Consider the following 15324-nt stretch of genomic DNA (forward strand, 5'->3'; position numbering starts at 1 on the left):
CTCGCGTCCCGCCCGGGTCCCGGACGGCGCAGGCAACGTCGTTGAGCCGCTGTCCCTTACGGACCCCGCGTCGTCGTCCCTCTGCCGCAGCTGCGGTCCTGCCCAAGTCAGGGCGTCAGCACAACCCTGCCGAACACCGTGCCCGCGTCCATTGCGCGGTGGGCCCGCGCCGCCTGGTCCAGCGGCAGGACATCGTGCACGACCGTGCGCAGGAGGCCGCCCGCGGCAGCGGCGAACTGGGACGATCGCACGGCCTGGCGTTCGGGACCGGGCACCGTGTCGGAGCTGAAGGTGGCGAACGACAGCGACCTGCGGAAGGCGTCCATCAAGCGCATGCCGAAGTCCGCAGGCGGCTGCCCGCCGACGACGCCGACAGCGACGTACCGACCGTTGGAATGCAACCTGTCGACGAAGTGGGGGAGTTGGGCACCGCCCACGACGTCGATCACCACGTCGAATCCCGACGGGGCGTCCCGGCCGCCCTCGCCGGAGCGGTCGAGGACATGGGTCGCGCCCAGGGCCCGCAGTCGGGAGCCCCGTTCCGTCGACGACGTGGTGACCGCCACGGCACCCGCGCCACCCTTGGCGGCAAGCTGGACCGCCGTGATCCCGATGCTGCCCGCCGCGCCACGCACGAGTACCGCCTCGCCGGGCGCGAATCGAGCGCGGTCCAGGGCGAAGTGGGAGACCACGCCCGAGCCACCGAGGGTCACCGCGTCCGCGCCGGACAGGCCGTTCGGCAGCGGGAGGACGTCCTCCACGGAGGCGACGGCCTGCTCGGCGTACCCTCCCGACAGCCCGGTGAACGCCCACACCCGCCGCCCCGTCCAGGAGGCGTCCACCCCTTCTCCCACCGCGGTGACGCGTCCGGCCACCTCGCTGCCGAGGAGATGGCCTTCCTGGAAGCCGTACGCGGCGAGGGTGCCTCGGCGGATCACGGCGTCCACGCCACCCACTCCGACGGCCTCCGTGGTGATCTGTACCTGCCCCGGCGCGGGAACAGGCACAGGCAGATCGACGACCTCCAGGCCCTCAGGGTCTCCGAACCTCCTGATCACGACGGCTTTCATCTCTGCTCCTCAAGTCGGTGAACCGTCCGGTCGTAGTCGTCCACGACCACGACCACGACCACGACCACGGGGCGAGCCCGGCCCCCGTATCCCGAGGCACCACCAGCACGGTGCTCATGCAGGGGCCCACCCGCTCTCGGACCGTAACGGACGCCCCCGTCCGTTTGGCTAAAGTGAGAGACCATGACCGACCGTTTGCCTCACGCCACGCGCTCCGACGCCCGCGACAACCGGGCCCGCATTCTGGAGGCCGCCCGAGCGGTCTTCGGCGAGGAGGGCCTGGGTACGCCGCTGCGCGAGGTCGCCCGGCAGGCGGACGTCGGCCCCGCCACGCTGTACCGGCACTTCCCGACCAAACAGGCGCTGATCGTCGCCGCCTTCGCCGAGCAGCGGGGAGCCTGTCATGCCGCCGTCCGCGACGCCCTGGCGGACCCGGACGCGTGGCGCGGATTCCGGACCCTCATCGAGCGGATCTGCGAACTCCACGCACACAGCCGGGGATTCGCCGACGCCTTCATGACGACCTTCCCCGAAGCCATGGACTTCGCCGGGGACCGTGAGCAGACCCTGCACGCTGTTGCCGAACTGTCCCGCCGGGCCCAGAAGACCGGCCGGCTCCGCCCCGGCTTCGTCGTCGACGACCTGGTCCTCATGCTCATGGCTCACCGAGGCCTTCAAGACGCGCCGCGCACCGCCCGGCACGCGGCCTCCCGACGGTTCGCCGCCTATGTGATCGAGGCGTTCAGCGCGACACCGGACAGGGGAGCCCGGACGCCGCTGCCGCCGGCACCACACCTGTAGTGCGGGGGCGCGTCCAGAGGTCCTGATCCGCCGACCCCGCGCACCTCATGGATGACCTGCCGACAAAGGAGCAGGCCGTCCTTCACGTGTCCGCGCTGCTGAGCGTCGCTCAGTGGCCCGTCATCGGATAGGAGACGAAGGCGAATCGCCGACTGTCGGGTGCCCAGCTGTTGACGTTGAGCGTGCCCTGGCCCCCGAAGACCCGGAAGGTGCGAAGAGGCTTCTCCCACGCCTCGGTCGCGACGAGGTGCACGTCGACGTCGACGTTCTCAGGGTGGCCGAGCGTGCCGGACGGGAAGGCCACGTACGTGGCGAAGCGGCCGTCGGGGGAGAGGTGCGGGAACCAGTCCACGGTGTCGGACGCGACCACACGCTCCAGCGGTCCGCCCGCTGCGGGAAGGCGGGCGAGCTGCGCATGCCCGAGGACCGATGCGAACGCCTCGGTGTTGAGGTGGATCCATGCACCGTCGGGGGAGTACTCGGGACCGTCGACATGACCGGCGCCCGTGTCCACGAGTCGGCTCGGGCCGCCCTGTGCGGGCATGAGCGCGAGTTGCCCCCGGGCACCCGCCGTGTCGCGCGGGATGGCCACGTAGGCCAGAGTCTTGCCGTCCGGGCTCACTCCGTGCAGGAAGTGCAGCAGTCCGTCGTCGCCGGTGAGACGGGTTCCGGTGCCGCCGGCCGACGGGGCGCGGTAGAGGTGGCCGTCCATGCCCGACAGGAACACGTGCCTGCCGTCGGGAGCCAGTACGTGGTCGTTGTTGATCGGCGGGACTCCGTGAAGGGGGATCTCCACGAGTCCGGCGGATTTCTGCGCCAGGTCCAGCCGCCACAGCCTGCCGTCCCCGTTGAGGAGCAGATGGGCGCCGTCAGCGGACCAGTTGGGAGCCTCGAGGAGCAGATCCGAGGTCTCATGGACCAGTTCGGGGACGGTGGACTCGGCGGAGGCGATCCATACGCGGGTGCGCTGTCCGACGAGAAGCTCCCTGGGGCGCATTCCGGTGTCCCCCTCAACAGCCGACCGGGCAAGGGAGTTCACGGCTGTGGTGGGCCGAGCGTCGGCCATGGTGGTTCCCGTCCTCTCGCCGTTGCCCAGGCGGTCGTACGCGGTGACCCGAGGCCGTTGACGGCATCGGGATCGTGTGGGCCGGTACGGTGCCGACCTCCCGTCCGAAGGAAGGCCGGTGCGCGACTCGAGGATGGTCGGCTCGAGTCGGCGACAGTGTCAAGGTGCGCCGGGCTCGGGGCGCCGGAATGGTCTTGACCAGAGGAGCCCGCTCCGTCTACGTTCGCGCCCTGGTCATACGAACATGACCATGCCATTGGGGTGGGTAGGCCATCCAGCAGGGGGGATCCATGCACTACTACACAGACGTCCTCAAGAAGTACGCGTCGTTCCAGGGCCGGGCCAGACGGAGCGAGTACTGGATGTTCGCTCTCTTCAACGTCGTCATCGCCTTGGTTCTGATCGGCCTCGCGGCGGCCACGAAGTCGACGGTCTTCTACGTCCTCTACGTCGCGTACATCCTCGCGGTGATCCTGCCGTCGCTGGGCGTCCTCGTCCGCCGGCTTCACGACACGGGTCGCTCGGGCGCCTGGTTCTTCATCAGCTTCGTGCCGTTCGTCGGCGGGCTCGTGCTCTTCGTCTTCACCCTCCTGGAGGGCAACCCGGGGCCGAACGAGTACGGCCCCAACCCGAAGGGTGTCGACGCGTACCCCGGCGCTGCGGGGTCGTACGCGGGCTGACGTCCCGAGGCCACGGCGAGTGACTCGGTGGTACAACTCGGTCGCGCGCAGGTAGGTGCGTGTGTGATCCGGGCGACGGGTGGGGTAGAACAATTGCCGGGTGTCCTCCGGTCACGGACGGGCACCTCTCAGAGATCAGCCGGGGGTTCCCGGCGCTATGCGAAGGACAGCAGTATGGCCAGCGGCATCGTGAAGTGGTTCAACTCCGAAAAGGGCTTCGGCTTCATCGAGCAGGACGGCGGCGGACCGGACGTCTTCGCCCACTACTCCAACATCTCGGGCAACGGCTACCGGGAGTTGAACGAGGGCGAGCACGTCACCTTCGACGTCACCCAGGGCCAGAAGGGCCCCCAGGCGGAGAACATCGTCCGCGCCTGACGACCACGACAACTCACGGGACGGCCCAGGGTTCCACGAGCCCAGGTGGCGCTCCCTGTCGCGTCGTGTGAGCAGGGGTCCGGCGGAGCGCCGGGCCCCTGCGTCCGTCCGCCGATCGCCCTTGCTTCTTCCGATACGGAGCGAAGTGCACAGCCTCGCAACATCTGACCGCCTCCCGTCCTGCTCCCGGTGTGGCGGGGAACTTCTCGTGAGCTGCGTCGCGCCGAAGAACGACGCCGTCGGCCGGCCGATCCACCTTCAGTTGTGCGGCCCGTGCGACGGTGAGAAGCCGGCCGCAGGTGCCCTGCTGTTCTGGTTCGCCTCGGGCGGCGGGCATGACCTGCGGCGTGGCGAGGAAGGCGCACAGTGTCTGCTGGAGTGGACGAAAGAGGCGATGGCCGAGCACGGTTGGCACTGGCAGGGAAACGATCTCGACACGGCCACGCTCGCCCCCGACCTGGAGCATGACGAAGCGGCCGCCCGCGACCTCAAGAATCCAGGTACGGCCGCGTCGAGGACCTGGCCGACTGGGCCGTGCGCCTCTACGACGAGTATCTCGCCCGCCCCGACCTCATCCGCCTCGCCACCTGGGCCCGTCTGGAGCGCCGGCCCACCGGGCACCTCGTGGCGGAGCACGAGCAGTACGACGATCGCAAGCTCGACGCCATCGCCGAAGCGCAGGCCGCCGGACGCATCCGGCAGGGGGACCCCTTCGACGTGATGGCCATGGTCATCGCCATGTCCATGGCCTGGTCGCCGGTGAGCAACGTCTACGCGGCGACCGCGACGGAATCCTCGGAAGTCCACGACCAGAGGCGCACCCTGTTGCGCGACTGTGTTCGCCGCACGGTCGCTCCGGCGTAGGCGTCGTCTCCACCCGAGCTCGGTGGCCAGGCCCGGTTGCTTTCAAGCCGCCACCGCAGTGGCAACGTCAGCTTGCGAACTGGCAATGGACTCCGGGCCGTTCGAGGATCGGTCTATGTTGGCCGCGAAGATGTCGGTGTGTTGGGGGGACTCGTGCGGCGATCACGCAGAAGGCGCCGAGCGGCTGTGGCCGCGTCACTCTGTGCCGGGACATTGCTGGCTCTCACCGCGTGCGGAAACCAGGTGTACGGACAAGAGGGCGAGAGGCCGCCTTCGCGGTCAACGGCAGAGCCGATCCCCTGGACCACGATGCAACCCTCCGCGGTCACCGGCGTCCGCCTCGGCACGGACCGCCGGACGCTGTTCCTCAAGACCCAGGTGCCCAGCGGCGCCCGTGCCTGCGTTCGCAAGCTCAAGGCGGTGCTCACGGACCCCGCAACCGACCTCGTGCGGGTTCAGGTCACCTTCACCTCGCCCTCGGGGGACCGGGCTTCCGGATGCACCAGGGAGAGCACGGCCACGGCACAGGTCAGGCTGCCCGAACCGCTGGGCGACCGGGACGTGATCGTCGACAACTACACGCACTTCACCGCCGATGGAGCCAAACCGCCCGCGCTGCGGTTGTGCGGGGAGTTGGGCTGCACACCGGCGCCCACCGGCTGCACAGCCGCCTCGTACGACCAGGCGTTGATGGCGGTCGGCGCACCCGAGCACACCTACCGGAACTCGGAGAAGTGCGACGGGAAGTGGCTCGTGCTCGACTTCTCCTGGCGCACGGGACCGGCGTGCGGAGACTCGACGGACCCGGCGTGCTCATCACGGCTGGGCGACCGCTGGTTCTTCCGCGCGAGGAAGTCCGGCTGGGAGCCGATCATCCGTACCTCGGCCGGAGGCTGCGGGGACGTGCAGCGCAAAGAGCCCGCCTTCCCGACTCCCCTGTGCGCATCGCTCGCGCCACTGCCCTCCTCGCTGCACCCGACCTACCCACCGCGGTCTCCTTCCGCGTCGCCCGAGACGGCCGGGTAGTCAGGGAGGCATGCGCTCGCGTTGGGACAGCACCATGCGACGCGGCGATGCAGAACCGCTCGACCGAGCCGACACCTCTTCAGCTCCCTCCCGTGCTGCGCCGGCGCAAGTGGGAGGCCGGGGTGAACAGCTATGCCGTATATCGAAAGACCGAAAGTGGATCTCGTGCCTAGGGTGTTGGCATGTCTCTGAGCCGCATAGTCCTTTCGTCCGGTCGTACGGTGGAGCTTGCCGAGCTGCGGATGTCTTCGACCTATGGCGGGATGCTGGAGGGCTACCCGTGCAAGCTCATCAACGACATGAAGGTGAGGGGCGTCCAACGGCAGGCCGAGCAGACGTTCTCCTTTGCACCGGTGCATCTCGTCACGCCCTCGCGCGCGTACCCGGAGCAGACCGCCGGTGCCTTCGGCCCGGTCGAGGTGCTCCCTTCCGTTGTGTGCACCGGCGTCTTCCGCTCGGCGGCGGTCGCTCCCGAGCTCGATCCCGTGCTGCACCGGTCCGCCCTCATCGTGATCTGGTTCCAGCCTGTCCCGGACGTCCCGTCAGGCGAGGAGGCTGATCCCGCGCTGCGCGGCATCAGCTGGGAGGAGCTGGCACAGGACTACGAGCTCTAGCGAGTCGGTTGACCGCAGCTGCTCGCCGACGGGCGACGTCCTCGTCGGAAACGAGGTGACCGGCCATGGCGTTGGCGTGCGTGCCACGTGGCGCCCGGAGACGTCCTCGCATTGCGCGGCGGTCAAGGCCGGCTCCCGGCGGACCCGCGACCAGGGCATCCCTACGGAATCGAGATCCCGCTCGCCGCGATTTCCAGGCTGGCTCGTGCTGTTCTATGGGGCGGGGTTCGCGTCCACGTGCACGGTGGCGTGAGCCATGGTCACGTGGGGCGGGCCCGTGACTTCCCCGGTGGAGACAAGGATGGGTCAGGCCCGATCTCAGACGTACGTCGGTGATGGCGCTGGTCGGCGGGATCATGATGCTGACGGGATGTCAGGACTCGGTAGGTCGCGCTTCCGCAGGCCCCAGGCACTCCTCCCTGAACGCATCCACATCCACATCCACATCCGCATCCGGGCGGGCGGACGGCACGGCCCCAGTGCGGTGCCGTCCGCTACGCGGCCACCCGCTTCCAGCCCGTCGACGGTGCGACGTAAGGGGAACTCGTGGGCATGCAGGACGAGGGCAGCGCGACCAAGTACTTCCGCAACTCCGGCGGCGGCTGGGCCTATGTCGGGAGTGACGGCTTCCCCGCCGGACCGCACGGCTGCGGAGACATCCCGGCGATTCCCGACAGCCTGGCCGGCATTTGGAAGAACTGCTCCTGAAGACCCTGCTGTTCCTCGGTCTCAATGGACACGTGGCACTTCGCCATCGAATCCGGTGGGCGGGCATGCCTTCGACAGAGGGGTCAACTCAGCTTTGATTCAGGCTGGTCGGCGGGTGCGTGCCCGCATCGGTGAAGAACGGCACCGTCTTGTACACGGAGAGGTGAGGGTCGTCCGCGGCAACTCGGCCGGGGGCAACCGGGCAGACGATCCGAACGTCGCGCTTACGTTCCTGCCGCGCAAGCCAATGTGCCTGACTCAGCAGGCCGGCGCCGACGCCGCTCAGCGCCAGTCCTATGGGGACACCCGTTTTGAAGGCGACGAGCAGTTCAACCACGAGAACCGCGACCAGCCCCGTCGACACCGGCTGCGTGACGCGCCGGAATTCATCGCTTCTTGAGACCACCACAGATCCCAGGGGTATCGGGGTGGCAGCATCGAGTCGCTCCCGGTACCAGGCGCGGCGAGGGCCGGCGAACCAGGCGAAGGGGACGCCGAAGATCAGCACTGCCGAAACGGTGACGGCTGCGCCGCTCAACCCCTGTGTGCGGCCGAGCAGTATGGGCAGTGCTCCGGTCGCCCCGGCGAACAACGCGAGCGTTCCCAGTGCCCGAGCCGTCGCGACGACTCCGACCAGGTCGGGTCTGGTACTCATAGGACGTGATCCTCCGACCTAGTTCTGATTCGAGGGATCATATGGCACTGGGGCAGGGGAGCTTGGGCCCTGACCTCGAGCCGCTGCTTGCCCGAGGTTATGAGCGTCGTCGGCTCGGGTGACCGACCCGGCGCATGATCGGATCGGACCGCAGCGGTCGGGTCCCGCCGGGGTTCTGCCAGGCAGGGTTGGAGTCGAAAGGAGGCCTCATGATCTCGGCACTCAATCGGCTCGTCGATCTCGTGGAGGAGCACCTCGCTGAGGAGCTCGACGTGCGCGGACTGGCCGGGGGGCTCGGCACGACCGAGTACCACCTGCGCCGTATGTTCTCGTCGTTGGCCGGCTTGCCGCTGTCGGAGTACGTGCGTCGACGCCGTATGACCGTCGCCGCCGGCGACGTGGTCCGAGGTGAGGACGACCTGCTGAGCATCGCCGTCCGGCACGGATACAGCTCGACCGAGGCATTCGGACGGGCGTTCCGTGCGGTGCACGGCGCCGGGCTCAGTGCCGTGCGCCGCGACGGAGGCCCCTTGCGGACACAACCGAAGCTCAGGTTCCACCTGACCGTCGAAGGGAGCATCCCCATGGACACCCGCCTCGTCGACCGCCCCGCGTTCCGGCTGGTCGGACACGCCGCCCGGGTACCGCTCATCCATCAGGGCATCAACCCGCACATCCAGCGGCACATCGCCGCACTGCCACAAGAAGCACATGTCCGGCTGAAGGCACTCAGCAACGCCGAACCGGAGGGCCTGCTGCAAGTCAGTGACGACCTCGACCCCGACGCCACGGAGGGGAGCGAACTGACCTACCTCCACGGCGTCGCCGTTTCCGGAAGTACGCCGGCCCCTGACGACCTCGACGCCATCGAGCTGCCGGCCGGCAAGTGGGCAGTGTTCAGCACCGCTGGGCCGTTTCCCCAGTCCCTGCAGACGACCTGGGCCGCGACCGCGACCGAGTGGTTCCCCTCCAACCCGTGGCGTCTGAGGCCAGGTCCCTCGATGGTCGCGTTCCTCGAGCGCGCGGACGACTTCAGTACCGCGACCTGCGAGCTGTGGCTGCCTGTCGAACCGGCGTGATGGGCCCTGGGCCCAAACAGCGGCGGCTCCGTCCTCCCGTGACGGGAGGGCGGAGCCGATGTGCCGAAGGCGCGGGGGTGGGGTCAGGCGTGGCGGCGGTTGCCGGTGATGACCCGGTACAGGACCAGGAGGATCAGCGAGCCGATGATGGCGGCGATCCAGGTGGAGAGGTCGAAGAAGCCGTCGATGGAGTCGACGCCGAAGATGACCTTGCCGAGCCAGCCGCCGAGGAGACCTCCCGCGATACCGATGAGCATCGTGATGATGATGCCGCCCGGGTCCTTTCCGGGCATGAGCGCCTTGGCGATGATGCCCGCGAGCAGACCGATGAGTATCCAGGCGATGATGCCCATGATGTGTGTCTCCTACCTGGTTGTATAAAGGCCGTGTCAGAGACTCCGTGTGTTCCGTGTCAGCGACTTCAAACCCCGTGAGCGGGTTCGCAGATTCTGTGAGTCGATGGTGTGCGTCCGAAGTCGGGGCATCCAGGGCGAGACCGCCCGCAGCCGCAGCCGCAGCCTCGCCGAGCCCTATCCCGCAGTGATGCGCAGCCTGATCGTGCGGGACTCGGGGCGGAGTGCGAACTCGGGCCACACGTCGGGGCCGCATGCTCGTGAACCGAGGCCGTGTTGGACCGCGTCGATGATGAGGTGGCTCGTCGTGGAGTCGGCGAGCTCGAAGGGGTGCTCGGCTCGGGCGATCTGCTGCGGGGTGTGGCGGCTCAGGGTGAAGCCGGGGCGGCGTCCTCGGGTGTCGGGGAGGGGCGTGACGCGGAGAACCTCGGTGGCACCACTGGTCAGTGTCAGCCGGCGCAGCTCGGAGCGGTGGCCGGTCTCCTGCGGGCGGGCGTAGTCGACCGAGAGGTCGCTGATCGTGGCCGTGAAACGGCCTGTGCGGGCGGCACGGAGACTGTCGGGATAGGACTCCAGCGGGCCAAGGCCGAACCACTCCGCTCCGTCGACGGGAGCCGCGCCGTCGGGCAGTTCGAAACGGATCCCGATCCGGGGCCACACCGTCCGCCACCCACACGAGGGTTCGATCTCGACGCGTAGTTCCAGTTCGCCGTCCTCGAGCGACCAGATGGACTCCACCATCACCCACGCCGCGGAGTTCGCGGCGGAGACCTTGTCGAGGGTGCGCAGGGCATCCGCGGTGTGCTCCACGCGGATGCGCCGTACGGTCAGACGGTCAAGGCCGTCACGACGCCACAGGTCGGCGTTCGACGTACCGGCGATGCTGTCATCGCTCCCCTCGACTCCGTCGGACGGGCTCTCGTCGTTGTCGGTCGGCGCGCGGAACAGCTCCAGCCATGGCCCCGTCACGGCACGGTCGCCGAGGCGGACAAGGGATCCGCCGCTGAACTCGGCGCTTCCGAGCGACCGGTTCCCGTCGCACGGCTGCCACTCGGCCTGTGGCCGCACCGTGGGCACGGGGCGACGTGCTGTGCAGTCCAGTTGGGCGGTCGCGACCACATGTCCCGCGGGTGCCCAGGGTGTTGACGCCGCCAGTGCCACGTCGATCGTCAGCCATGTCTCCGCGTCGGTTGCGGCGGTGACCGGGGGCAGAGTGGCCCATCCGGACTCGCCCGCGGCGAGGACGGGTACGTCCAACTCGCCTGAGCCCACGAGGACTCCGTCGTGCTCGACGCGCCAGCGGAAGCTGAGGTCCGTCGTGTCGGCCGTGTGGCGCAGGTTGGTGACCGCGACCTTTCCGCCGTCGAAGACGAGGTCGATGGGCCGCGTGACGGCGGCGAACTCGAACAGACTCGGGCTGGGGACGTCATCGCTCAGCAGCATGCCGTCCATGACGAAGTTGCCGTCGTGCACGACTTCGCCGAAGTCGCCCCCGTAGGCGTAGTACGGCCTTCCGTCCGGGGCCGTGGCGAGGAGGCCGTGGTCGCGCCACTCCCACACGAAGCCGCCGTGCAGCCGCGGATACCGCCGCACGAGTGCCTCGTACTGGTCGAACGCACCCGGTCCGTTGCCCATCGCGTGCGCGTACTCGCACAGCAGGAACGGCTTGGTGCGCTGCCGGGCGCTCTGCGCGGGAGTGCAGTTCAGCAGTGGGGACCGGGCTCCGTCGGCTCCGATCTGCTCGGCCTCCGGCACCGAGGCGTACATGCGGGAGTAGATGTCGGTGTACTCGCCGGTGTAGTCCCCTTCGTAGTGCACCGGGCGGCCTGCGTCGCGGGCATGGACCCATGCCGACATGGCGGCCAGGTTCCCCCCGGTACCCGCCTCGTTGCCCAGCGACCAGATCACGATGCCCGGGTGGTTCTTGTCCCGTTCGACCGTGCGCCGGATGCGGTCCAGGTAGACCTCGCGCCACGCCGGGTCGTCACTCGGGTTGCCGGCCCAGTCGACCTGGTCGAAGCCGTGCGTTTCCAGGTCGCATTCGAGGACCACCCAGAAGCCGAGTTCGTCCGCGAGGTCGAGCAGTCGGGGATGCGGCGGGTAGTGGCTGGTGCGGATGGCGTTGACGTTGAACCGCTTCATGCGGGCCAGGTCCTCCCGCGCGTGCTCCTCGTCGAAGACCCGGCCACGCTCGGGATGCGCCTCGTGGCGGTTCACTCCGTGGAAGACGACGCGGCGGCCGTTGACCAGGAACAGGTCGCCACGGATCTCGACGGTGCGGAATCCCACCCGCAGCGCGACGGTCTCCGCGGCCGTGGACACGGTGGCCTCGTACAGGAGGGGCTCTTCGGCCGACCAGGGCCGCACTTCGGGGACGTCGAGCGGGGCGACCTCGCCCGGTGCGGTCCAGACGTGCTCGACGCCGAGTTCGGGTATGCGCAGGGTGACCGGGAAGGCGGACGCGTCTGCGGTGATCTCCGCCTCGATCCGTCCGTGACCGTCCTCGTATCCGGTCCGCAGCCAGACGTCCTCGATGCCGCCGACGGGCCGGGCGAGGAGCGTGACGTCGCGGAAGATGCCCGGCAGCCACCACTGGTCCTGGTCCTCGACATAGCTGGCCGCCGACCACTGGTGCACGCGCACCGCGACGGTGTTGTCGCCCGTGTGGACCGCTGAGGTCACGTCGAACTCGTGGGCGAGCCGGCTGCCACTCGCGCCGCCGACCTCGACGCCGTTCACCCACACCCGGAACAGCGACTCGACACCGTCGAAGCGCAGCAGCACGCGCTCGGCGTCCGACCAGTCGGCGGGCAGGTCGAAGTGCCGCCGGTAATCGCCCGTCGGGTTCTCGTCCGGCACGTACGGCGGATCGATCGGGAAGGGGAACTGAATGTTCGTGTAGATCGGCCGGCCGTAGGCCCCGTCACCCTCCATCACCCAATGGGAGGGCACGGGGATGCTGTCCCAGCCCTGGTCGTCGAAGCCGTCCACCGCGAAGGCCTCCGGTCCGGACGCCGTCGGCGAGAGGCGGAACCGCCAGGGCCCGTTCAAGGAGAGCGAGGGTGCGTCGGAGTGGAGCCACGAGCGCGCCGGACGCAGCGCGCCGCGCCCCGGGGTGACGTCGGAGACATGGGGGGAGAGCTCGGTGGACAAGAGGTCACGACTCTTTCTTGATGTCATTGCGACAGGGCTACGAGGGGGCGCGACGGCCTCTGGCGGAGGACGACCGTGCGGATCTCCCAGGGGCCGAGGGCGAGTTCGAGTACGTTCGCGGCCTGCGTGTGCGAGAGCGGTCGGCCGAGCAGGTCCACGGTGGTGGCCTCGGAGAACGCCCCCGTCACACGGACGGTGGACGAGGTGTCGCGCATCGCGGCCAGGCGCACCTCGATCCCGGCCCCGGAGACGTCGTCCGTGACACGGCGGAGACCGGACACCAGGACGTCCTGGCCGTCGACGCCCAATCCGGTTACCTCGGAGGGCAGTTGACCGGTCGCGGGTGCGGTTCCACGGGTGACGAGCACGTCGTTGCGGAACTCCTCCGCGAGAGCCACCGCGTGGGCCCCGCGCCAGCCGGTGGCCGACGGGACGACGGCGAAGCGGTTCTCGATCCGCATGCCGAGGTCCTGGGCACCCGGTGCGGGGATCTCGCTCGCGGCGGGCTCGTCCCGCAGAGGGTGGATGTTGACGCTGATCGAGCCGATCGCGCGCAGCAGGGTGAGGGCGAGTTCGGATCCGCCGTCGACGAGTTCGTACTCGCTGGAGTGGTCGAGGAGGACACTGGCCGGGCCCGCGGAGACGAACGTACTGGCGGGGAAGGTCGGCAGCGGGTGCTCGCCCCAGCCGCCCTCGGCGGTGAGCCCGCGCTCGGTGACGGCGAACTGGCCGGCGGAAGAGGAGGTGGTCGCCGGTTCTGGCAGGGGTACGTGGAGGCGCAGCCGATGGTCCGCGGACCGGTTCAGGAACGCGGTGGAGAGACGCACGAACGGTTCGCCGGTGCGTACCTCGACGAGCATCTCCACCGGTGTCGGCAGGGTCCGCTCGTCGCGCAGGTCACGGTCGTCGGAGAGCGCTGCGGGCCACGCGTAGACGCGGGTGACCCGCAGCCGTGAGCGCAGCGGACCGTCCTCGACGAGGTCGACGGTGATCTGCGTCGGGTCCTGCACGAGGACGTCGTGCGCCGGGGGAGCGTAGTTGTAGCTGTCGCCGCGGTCACCGCCGTCGACGAGGCGGCCGACCCCGCTCAGCAGGGTGCCGTCGGGGCCGGTGACGTCCAGCGTGCCGTCGGTGGCGACGGTGACCGTGACCAGGCCGTTGGACAGGGTGCGGCCCGTCGCGGTCGCGGGTGTGTACGCAGCCGGTGGGGGCGTGTTCGCGTCGGCCGAGGTCGCGCAGGAGTCCGGCGCGGCGGGGCGGTCCTCGCGGGGCTCGACGCGGAAGGAGGTCAGCCCGGAGGCCGGCACCCTGACGGGAACGAGTGCGGTGGCGCGGGCCTCCTCCAATGTCAGCACCCGCCACTCACCCGGATGGGCGGCAGCGGCGGCGGCGACCTCCTTGCGCAGGATCAGCAGGTCGAACGGCCCGCCGGAGGGGACCTCCGCGAGATGGAAGACCAGCGAGCCGGGGTTGAGGTCGTAGTGGTCGATGAGCCGGCCGAACAGTTCACGCCGGTGGATGCGGCGCAGCACGCGCTCGACCTGTGCGGCGTCCATGCGCTCGTCGCTGAGAACCGTCGGTGCCGCCGAGATCAGCTGCACCGGGTGCTCCGAGCCGTCGGCGAAAGCGGCGACCGGGGTCGTCCCCTCGGGCGGCGCGACGACGTTCACCTCGACCAGCGCCGTGCGTTCGAACGGGATCGGGTTGGCGACCAGATGGCCGTCGCTCGGCACCAGGGCGGCGGGTTCTGCGAGTGCCGCGTCTCGGACGGCGCGCGCGGTCTGCGCGGCCTCCGCCAGACGCGCGGCGACCTGGTCGCACGTCTCGTCGGTGCCGGAGCCCACGACCGAGTCGTGTGCGCTCGACTCGATGATCTTGTGCCACGCGAGAGTGAGGAACGCCGAGTCGTCGTGCCGGGACCACAGGGCGTTCATGCGTTCCGCGTGGTCGACCGTGCGCTCGGCGACAGCCATCCGCTGCTTCAGTCCGAGGCGGACCGAGAGGACACCCGGGAGGATGTTGCCGCGCACATGGCTGCGCAACTCGCCGGTGACGACGGCCGGCACCTCGTCCCGCACATGCTCGCGGAGGTACTCGTCCAGCGTCGCGACGGTGATGGGACGCCCCTCGCCGGACGCCTGCCGCAGCCACGCCGCGAGCTGCGGGTCGGGCGCGTTGTGGTCGGTGCCCGCCATCGCCAGCACCGGGTCGTCGCCCCAGCGGCCGGCCGTCATCTCCGCGTAGTCGTTCAGCGCGCGGCCGATCCGGTCGGGCACCAGCAGGACGTCGAGCCCGTTGTCGTAGCCGTCGAAGAGGAACTCGGTGCGCACCTCGGAGCCGTCGGGGGCGCGCCAGCGGAAGGCGTGGCCGTCGACGGAACCGGGCACGCCGCGCCACAGCGCCGCGTGCGCGATGCCGGCGCGCGCGAGGATCTGCGGCATCTGGGCGACGTGGCCGAACATGTCCGGCAGATAGCCGACGGCCATCGCGCCCCCCAGGTCCGCGGCGGCGGCCCACCCCATCTGCAGGTTGCGGACGATGGTCTCGCCCGAGCAGAGGAACTCGTCGAGCAGGATGAGCCACGGTCCGACGGCCAGCCGTCCCTCGCCGACCAGGGCCGCCACCCGGTCGCGGTTCTCCGGCCGCATCTCCAGGTAGTCCTCGACCGCGGCCATCTGCCCGTCGACGGTGAACCGGAAGTCGGGGTTCGCCTCGGCCGTCTCCAGGACGCTGTCGAGGGCGGCGACCAGCCGGTGCCGGAACACCTGGAACGGCTCGTACCATTCCCGGTCCCAGTGGAAGTGGGGCACGAAGACGGCGGAGTTGCTCATGACGGCGAGAACCTTCTGTACGGGCCGGATGTGCGGAGGCGGGAGG

The 15324-nt window shown here is 69.7% G+C and carries 13 protein-coding genes and 2 pseudogenes; 9 read left to right on the plus strand and 6 right to left on the minus strand.

Translation table 11 applies throughout. The features are described from left to right. Positions 1-107: 107 nt before the first annotated feature. Positions 108-1070: a zinc-binding dehydrogenase gene (locus AB0C62_RS09485; RefSeq protein ID WP_362971225.1), complete on the minus strand. Its 963-nt coding sequence runs from the start codon at positions 1068-1070 to the stop codon at positions 108-110. A gap of 183 nt (positions 1071-1253) precedes the next feature. Here AB0C62_RS09485 and AB0C62_RS09490 point away from each other — a divergent pair, with 183 nt between their 5' ends. Then, positions 1254-1871: a helix-turn-helix domain-containing protein gene (locus AB0C62_RS09490; protein WP_362971227.1), complete on the plus strand. Its 618-nt coding sequence runs from the start codon at positions 1254-1256 to the stop codon at positions 1869-1871. Between the two features lie 109 nt (positions 1872-1980). Here AB0C62_RS09490 and AB0C62_RS09495 read toward each other — a convergent pair whose 3' ends face one another. Further along, complete coding sequence (locus AB0C62_RS09495; RefSeq protein WP_362971229.1) at positions 1981-2868, minus strand: hypothetical protein; 888 nt, start codon at positions 2866-2868, stop codon at positions 1981-1983. 359 nt (positions 2869-3227) lie between these two features. Between AB0C62_RS09495 and AB0C62_RS09500 the strand changes: the two genes are divergently transcribed. The 7 genes and pseudogenes from AB0C62_RS09500 (at position 3228) to AB0C62_RS09530 (ending at position 7207) form a co-directional block, all read left to right on the plus strand. Beyond that, positions 3228-3617 carry a DUF805 domain-containing protein gene (locus tag AB0C62_RS09500; protein WP_362971231.1) on the plus strand — a complete coding sequence of 130 codons (390 nt, stop codon included), beginning with the start codon at positions 3228-3230 and terminating at the stop codon, positions 3615-3617. 174 nt (positions 3618-3791) lie between these two features. After that, positions 3792-3995: a cold-shock protein gene (locus tag AB0C62_RS09505; RefSeq protein ID WP_362971233.1), complete on the plus strand. Its 204-nt coding sequence runs from the start codon at positions 3792-3794 to the stop codon at positions 3993-3995. Positions 3996-4140: 145 nt separating this feature from the next. Beyond that, a pseudogene (locus AB0C62_RS09510) lies at positions 4141-4404 on the plus strand (DUF6300 family protein); the annotation flags it as partial. A 107-nt stretch (positions 4405-4511) separates the two neighbouring features. Further along, a pseudogene (locus AB0C62_RS09515) lies at positions 4512-4859 on the plus strand (TetR/AcrR family transcriptional regulator); the annotation flags it as partial. Positions 4860-5168: 309 nt separating this feature from the next. Beyond that, positions 5169-5885 carry a hypothetical protein gene (locus tag AB0C62_RS09520; RefSeq protein ID WP_362971235.1) on the plus strand — a complete coding sequence of 239 codons (717 nt, stop codon included), beginning with the start codon at positions 5169-5171 and terminating at the stop codon, positions 5883-5885. Positions 5886-6067: 182 nt separating this feature from the next. Then, positions 6068-6499: a hypothetical protein gene (locus AB0C62_RS09525; RefSeq protein WP_362971237.1), complete on the plus strand. Its 432-nt coding sequence runs from the start codon at positions 6068-6070 to the stop codon at positions 6497-6499. Positions 6500-7045: 546 nt separating this feature from the next. Further along, positions 7046-7207 carry a hypothetical protein gene (locus tag AB0C62_RS09530; protein ID WP_362971239.1) on the plus strand — a complete coding sequence of 54 codons (162 nt, stop codon included), beginning with the start codon at positions 7046-7048 and terminating at the stop codon, positions 7205-7207. A gap of 88 nt (positions 7208-7295) precedes the next feature. Here AB0C62_RS09530 and AB0C62_RS09535 read toward each other — a convergent pair whose 3' ends face one another. Beyond that, complete coding sequence (locus AB0C62_RS09535) at positions 7296-7862, minus strand: hypothetical protein (protein ID WP_362971241.1); 567 nt, start codon at positions 7860-7862, stop codon at positions 7296-7298. Between the two features lie 209 nt (positions 7863-8071). On the opposite strand from AB0C62_RS09535, the gene AB0C62_RS09540 reads away from it, so the two are divergent. Then, on the plus strand, positions 8072-8941 hold the full coding sequence (locus tag AB0C62_RS09540; RefSeq protein WP_362971243.1) for an AraC family transcriptional regulator: 870 nt from the start codon (positions 8072-8074) through the stop codon (positions 8939-8941). Between the two features lie 83 nt (positions 8942-9024). On the opposite strand, the gene AB0C62_RS09545 is transcribed toward AB0C62_RS09540, so the two are convergent. The 3 genes from AB0C62_RS09545 to AB0C62_RS09555 form a co-directional block, all read right to left on the minus strand. Further along, the gene (locus AB0C62_RS09545) at positions 9025-9294 is read right to left on the minus strand and encodes a GlsB/YeaQ/YmgE family stress response membrane protein (RefSeq protein WP_362971245.1); all 270 of its coding nucleotides are present in this window, start codon (positions 9292-9294) and stop codon (positions 9025-9027) included. Between the two features lie 177 nt (positions 9295-9471). Beyond that, positions 9472-12474 carry a glycoside hydrolase family 2 TIM barrel-domain containing protein gene (locus AB0C62_RS09550; protein ID WP_362971247.1) on the minus strand — a complete coding sequence of 1001 codons (3003 nt, stop codon included), beginning with the start codon at positions 12472-12474 and terminating at the stop codon, positions 9472-9474. After that, on the minus strand, positions 12471-15278 hold the full coding sequence (locus AB0C62_RS09555) for an alpha-mannosidase (RefSeq protein WP_362971249.1): 2808 nt from the start codon (positions 15276-15278) through the stop codon (positions 12471-12473). Before AB0C62_RS09555 ends, AB0C62_RS09550 begins: the two co-directional genes overlap by 4 nt. Between the last annotated feature and the right edge of the window lie 46 nt (positions 15279-15324).

The sequence above is a fragment of the Streptomyces sp. NPDC048643 genome, assembly GCF_040650615.1.
Lineage (GTDB): Bacteria > Actinomycetota > Actinomycetes > Streptomycetales > Streptomycetaceae > Streptomyces.

Coding starts and splice junctions, on each gene's coding strand:
- AB0C62_RS09535 (WP_362971241.1), bottom strand. CDS start 7,862: ATGAGTACCAGACCCGACCTGGTCGGAGTCGTCGCGACGGCTCGGGCA.
- AB0C62_RS09490 (WP_362971227.1), top strand. CDS start 1,254: ATGACCGACCGTTTGCCTCACGCCACGCGCTCCGACGCCCGCGACAAC.
- AB0C62_RS09540 (WP_362971243.1), top strand. CDS start 8,072: ATGATCTCGGCACTCAATCGGCTCGTCGATCTCGTGGAGGAGCACCTC.
- AB0C62_RS09525 (WP_362971237.1), top strand. CDS start 6,068: ATGTCTCTGAGCCGCATAGTCCTTTCGTCCGGTCGTACGGTGGAGCTT.
- AB0C62_RS09485 (WP_362971225.1), bottom strand. CDS start 1,070: ATGAAAGCCGTCGTGATCAGGAGGTTCGGAGACCCTGAGGGCCTGGAG.
- AB0C62_RS09555 (WP_362971249.1), bottom strand. CDS start 15,278: ATGAGCAACTCCGCCGTCTTCGTGCCCCACTTCCACTGGGACCGGGAA.
- AB0C62_RS09550 (WP_362971247.1), bottom strand. CDS start 12,474: ATGACATCAAGAAAGAGTCGTGACCTCTTGTCCACCGAGCTCTCCCCC.
- AB0C62_RS09505 (WP_362971233.1), top strand. CDS start 3,792: ATGGCCAGCGGCATCGTGAAGTGGTTCAACTCCGAAAAGGGCTTCGGC.
- AB0C62_RS09495 (WP_362971229.1), bottom strand. CDS start 2,868: ATGCGCCCCAGGGAGCTTCTCGTCGGACAGCGCACCCGCGTATGGATC.
- AB0C62_RS09520 (WP_362971235.1), top strand. CDS start 5,169: ATGCAACCCTCCGCGGTCACCGGCGTCCGCCTCGGCACGGACCGCCGG.
- AB0C62_RS09500 (WP_362971231.1), top strand. CDS start 3,228: ATGCACTACTACACAGACGTCCTCAAGAAGTACGCGTCGTTCCAGGGC.
- AB0C62_RS09545 (WP_362971245.1), bottom strand. CDS start 9,294: ATGGGCATCATCGCCTGGATACTCATCGGTCTGCTCGCGGGCATCATC.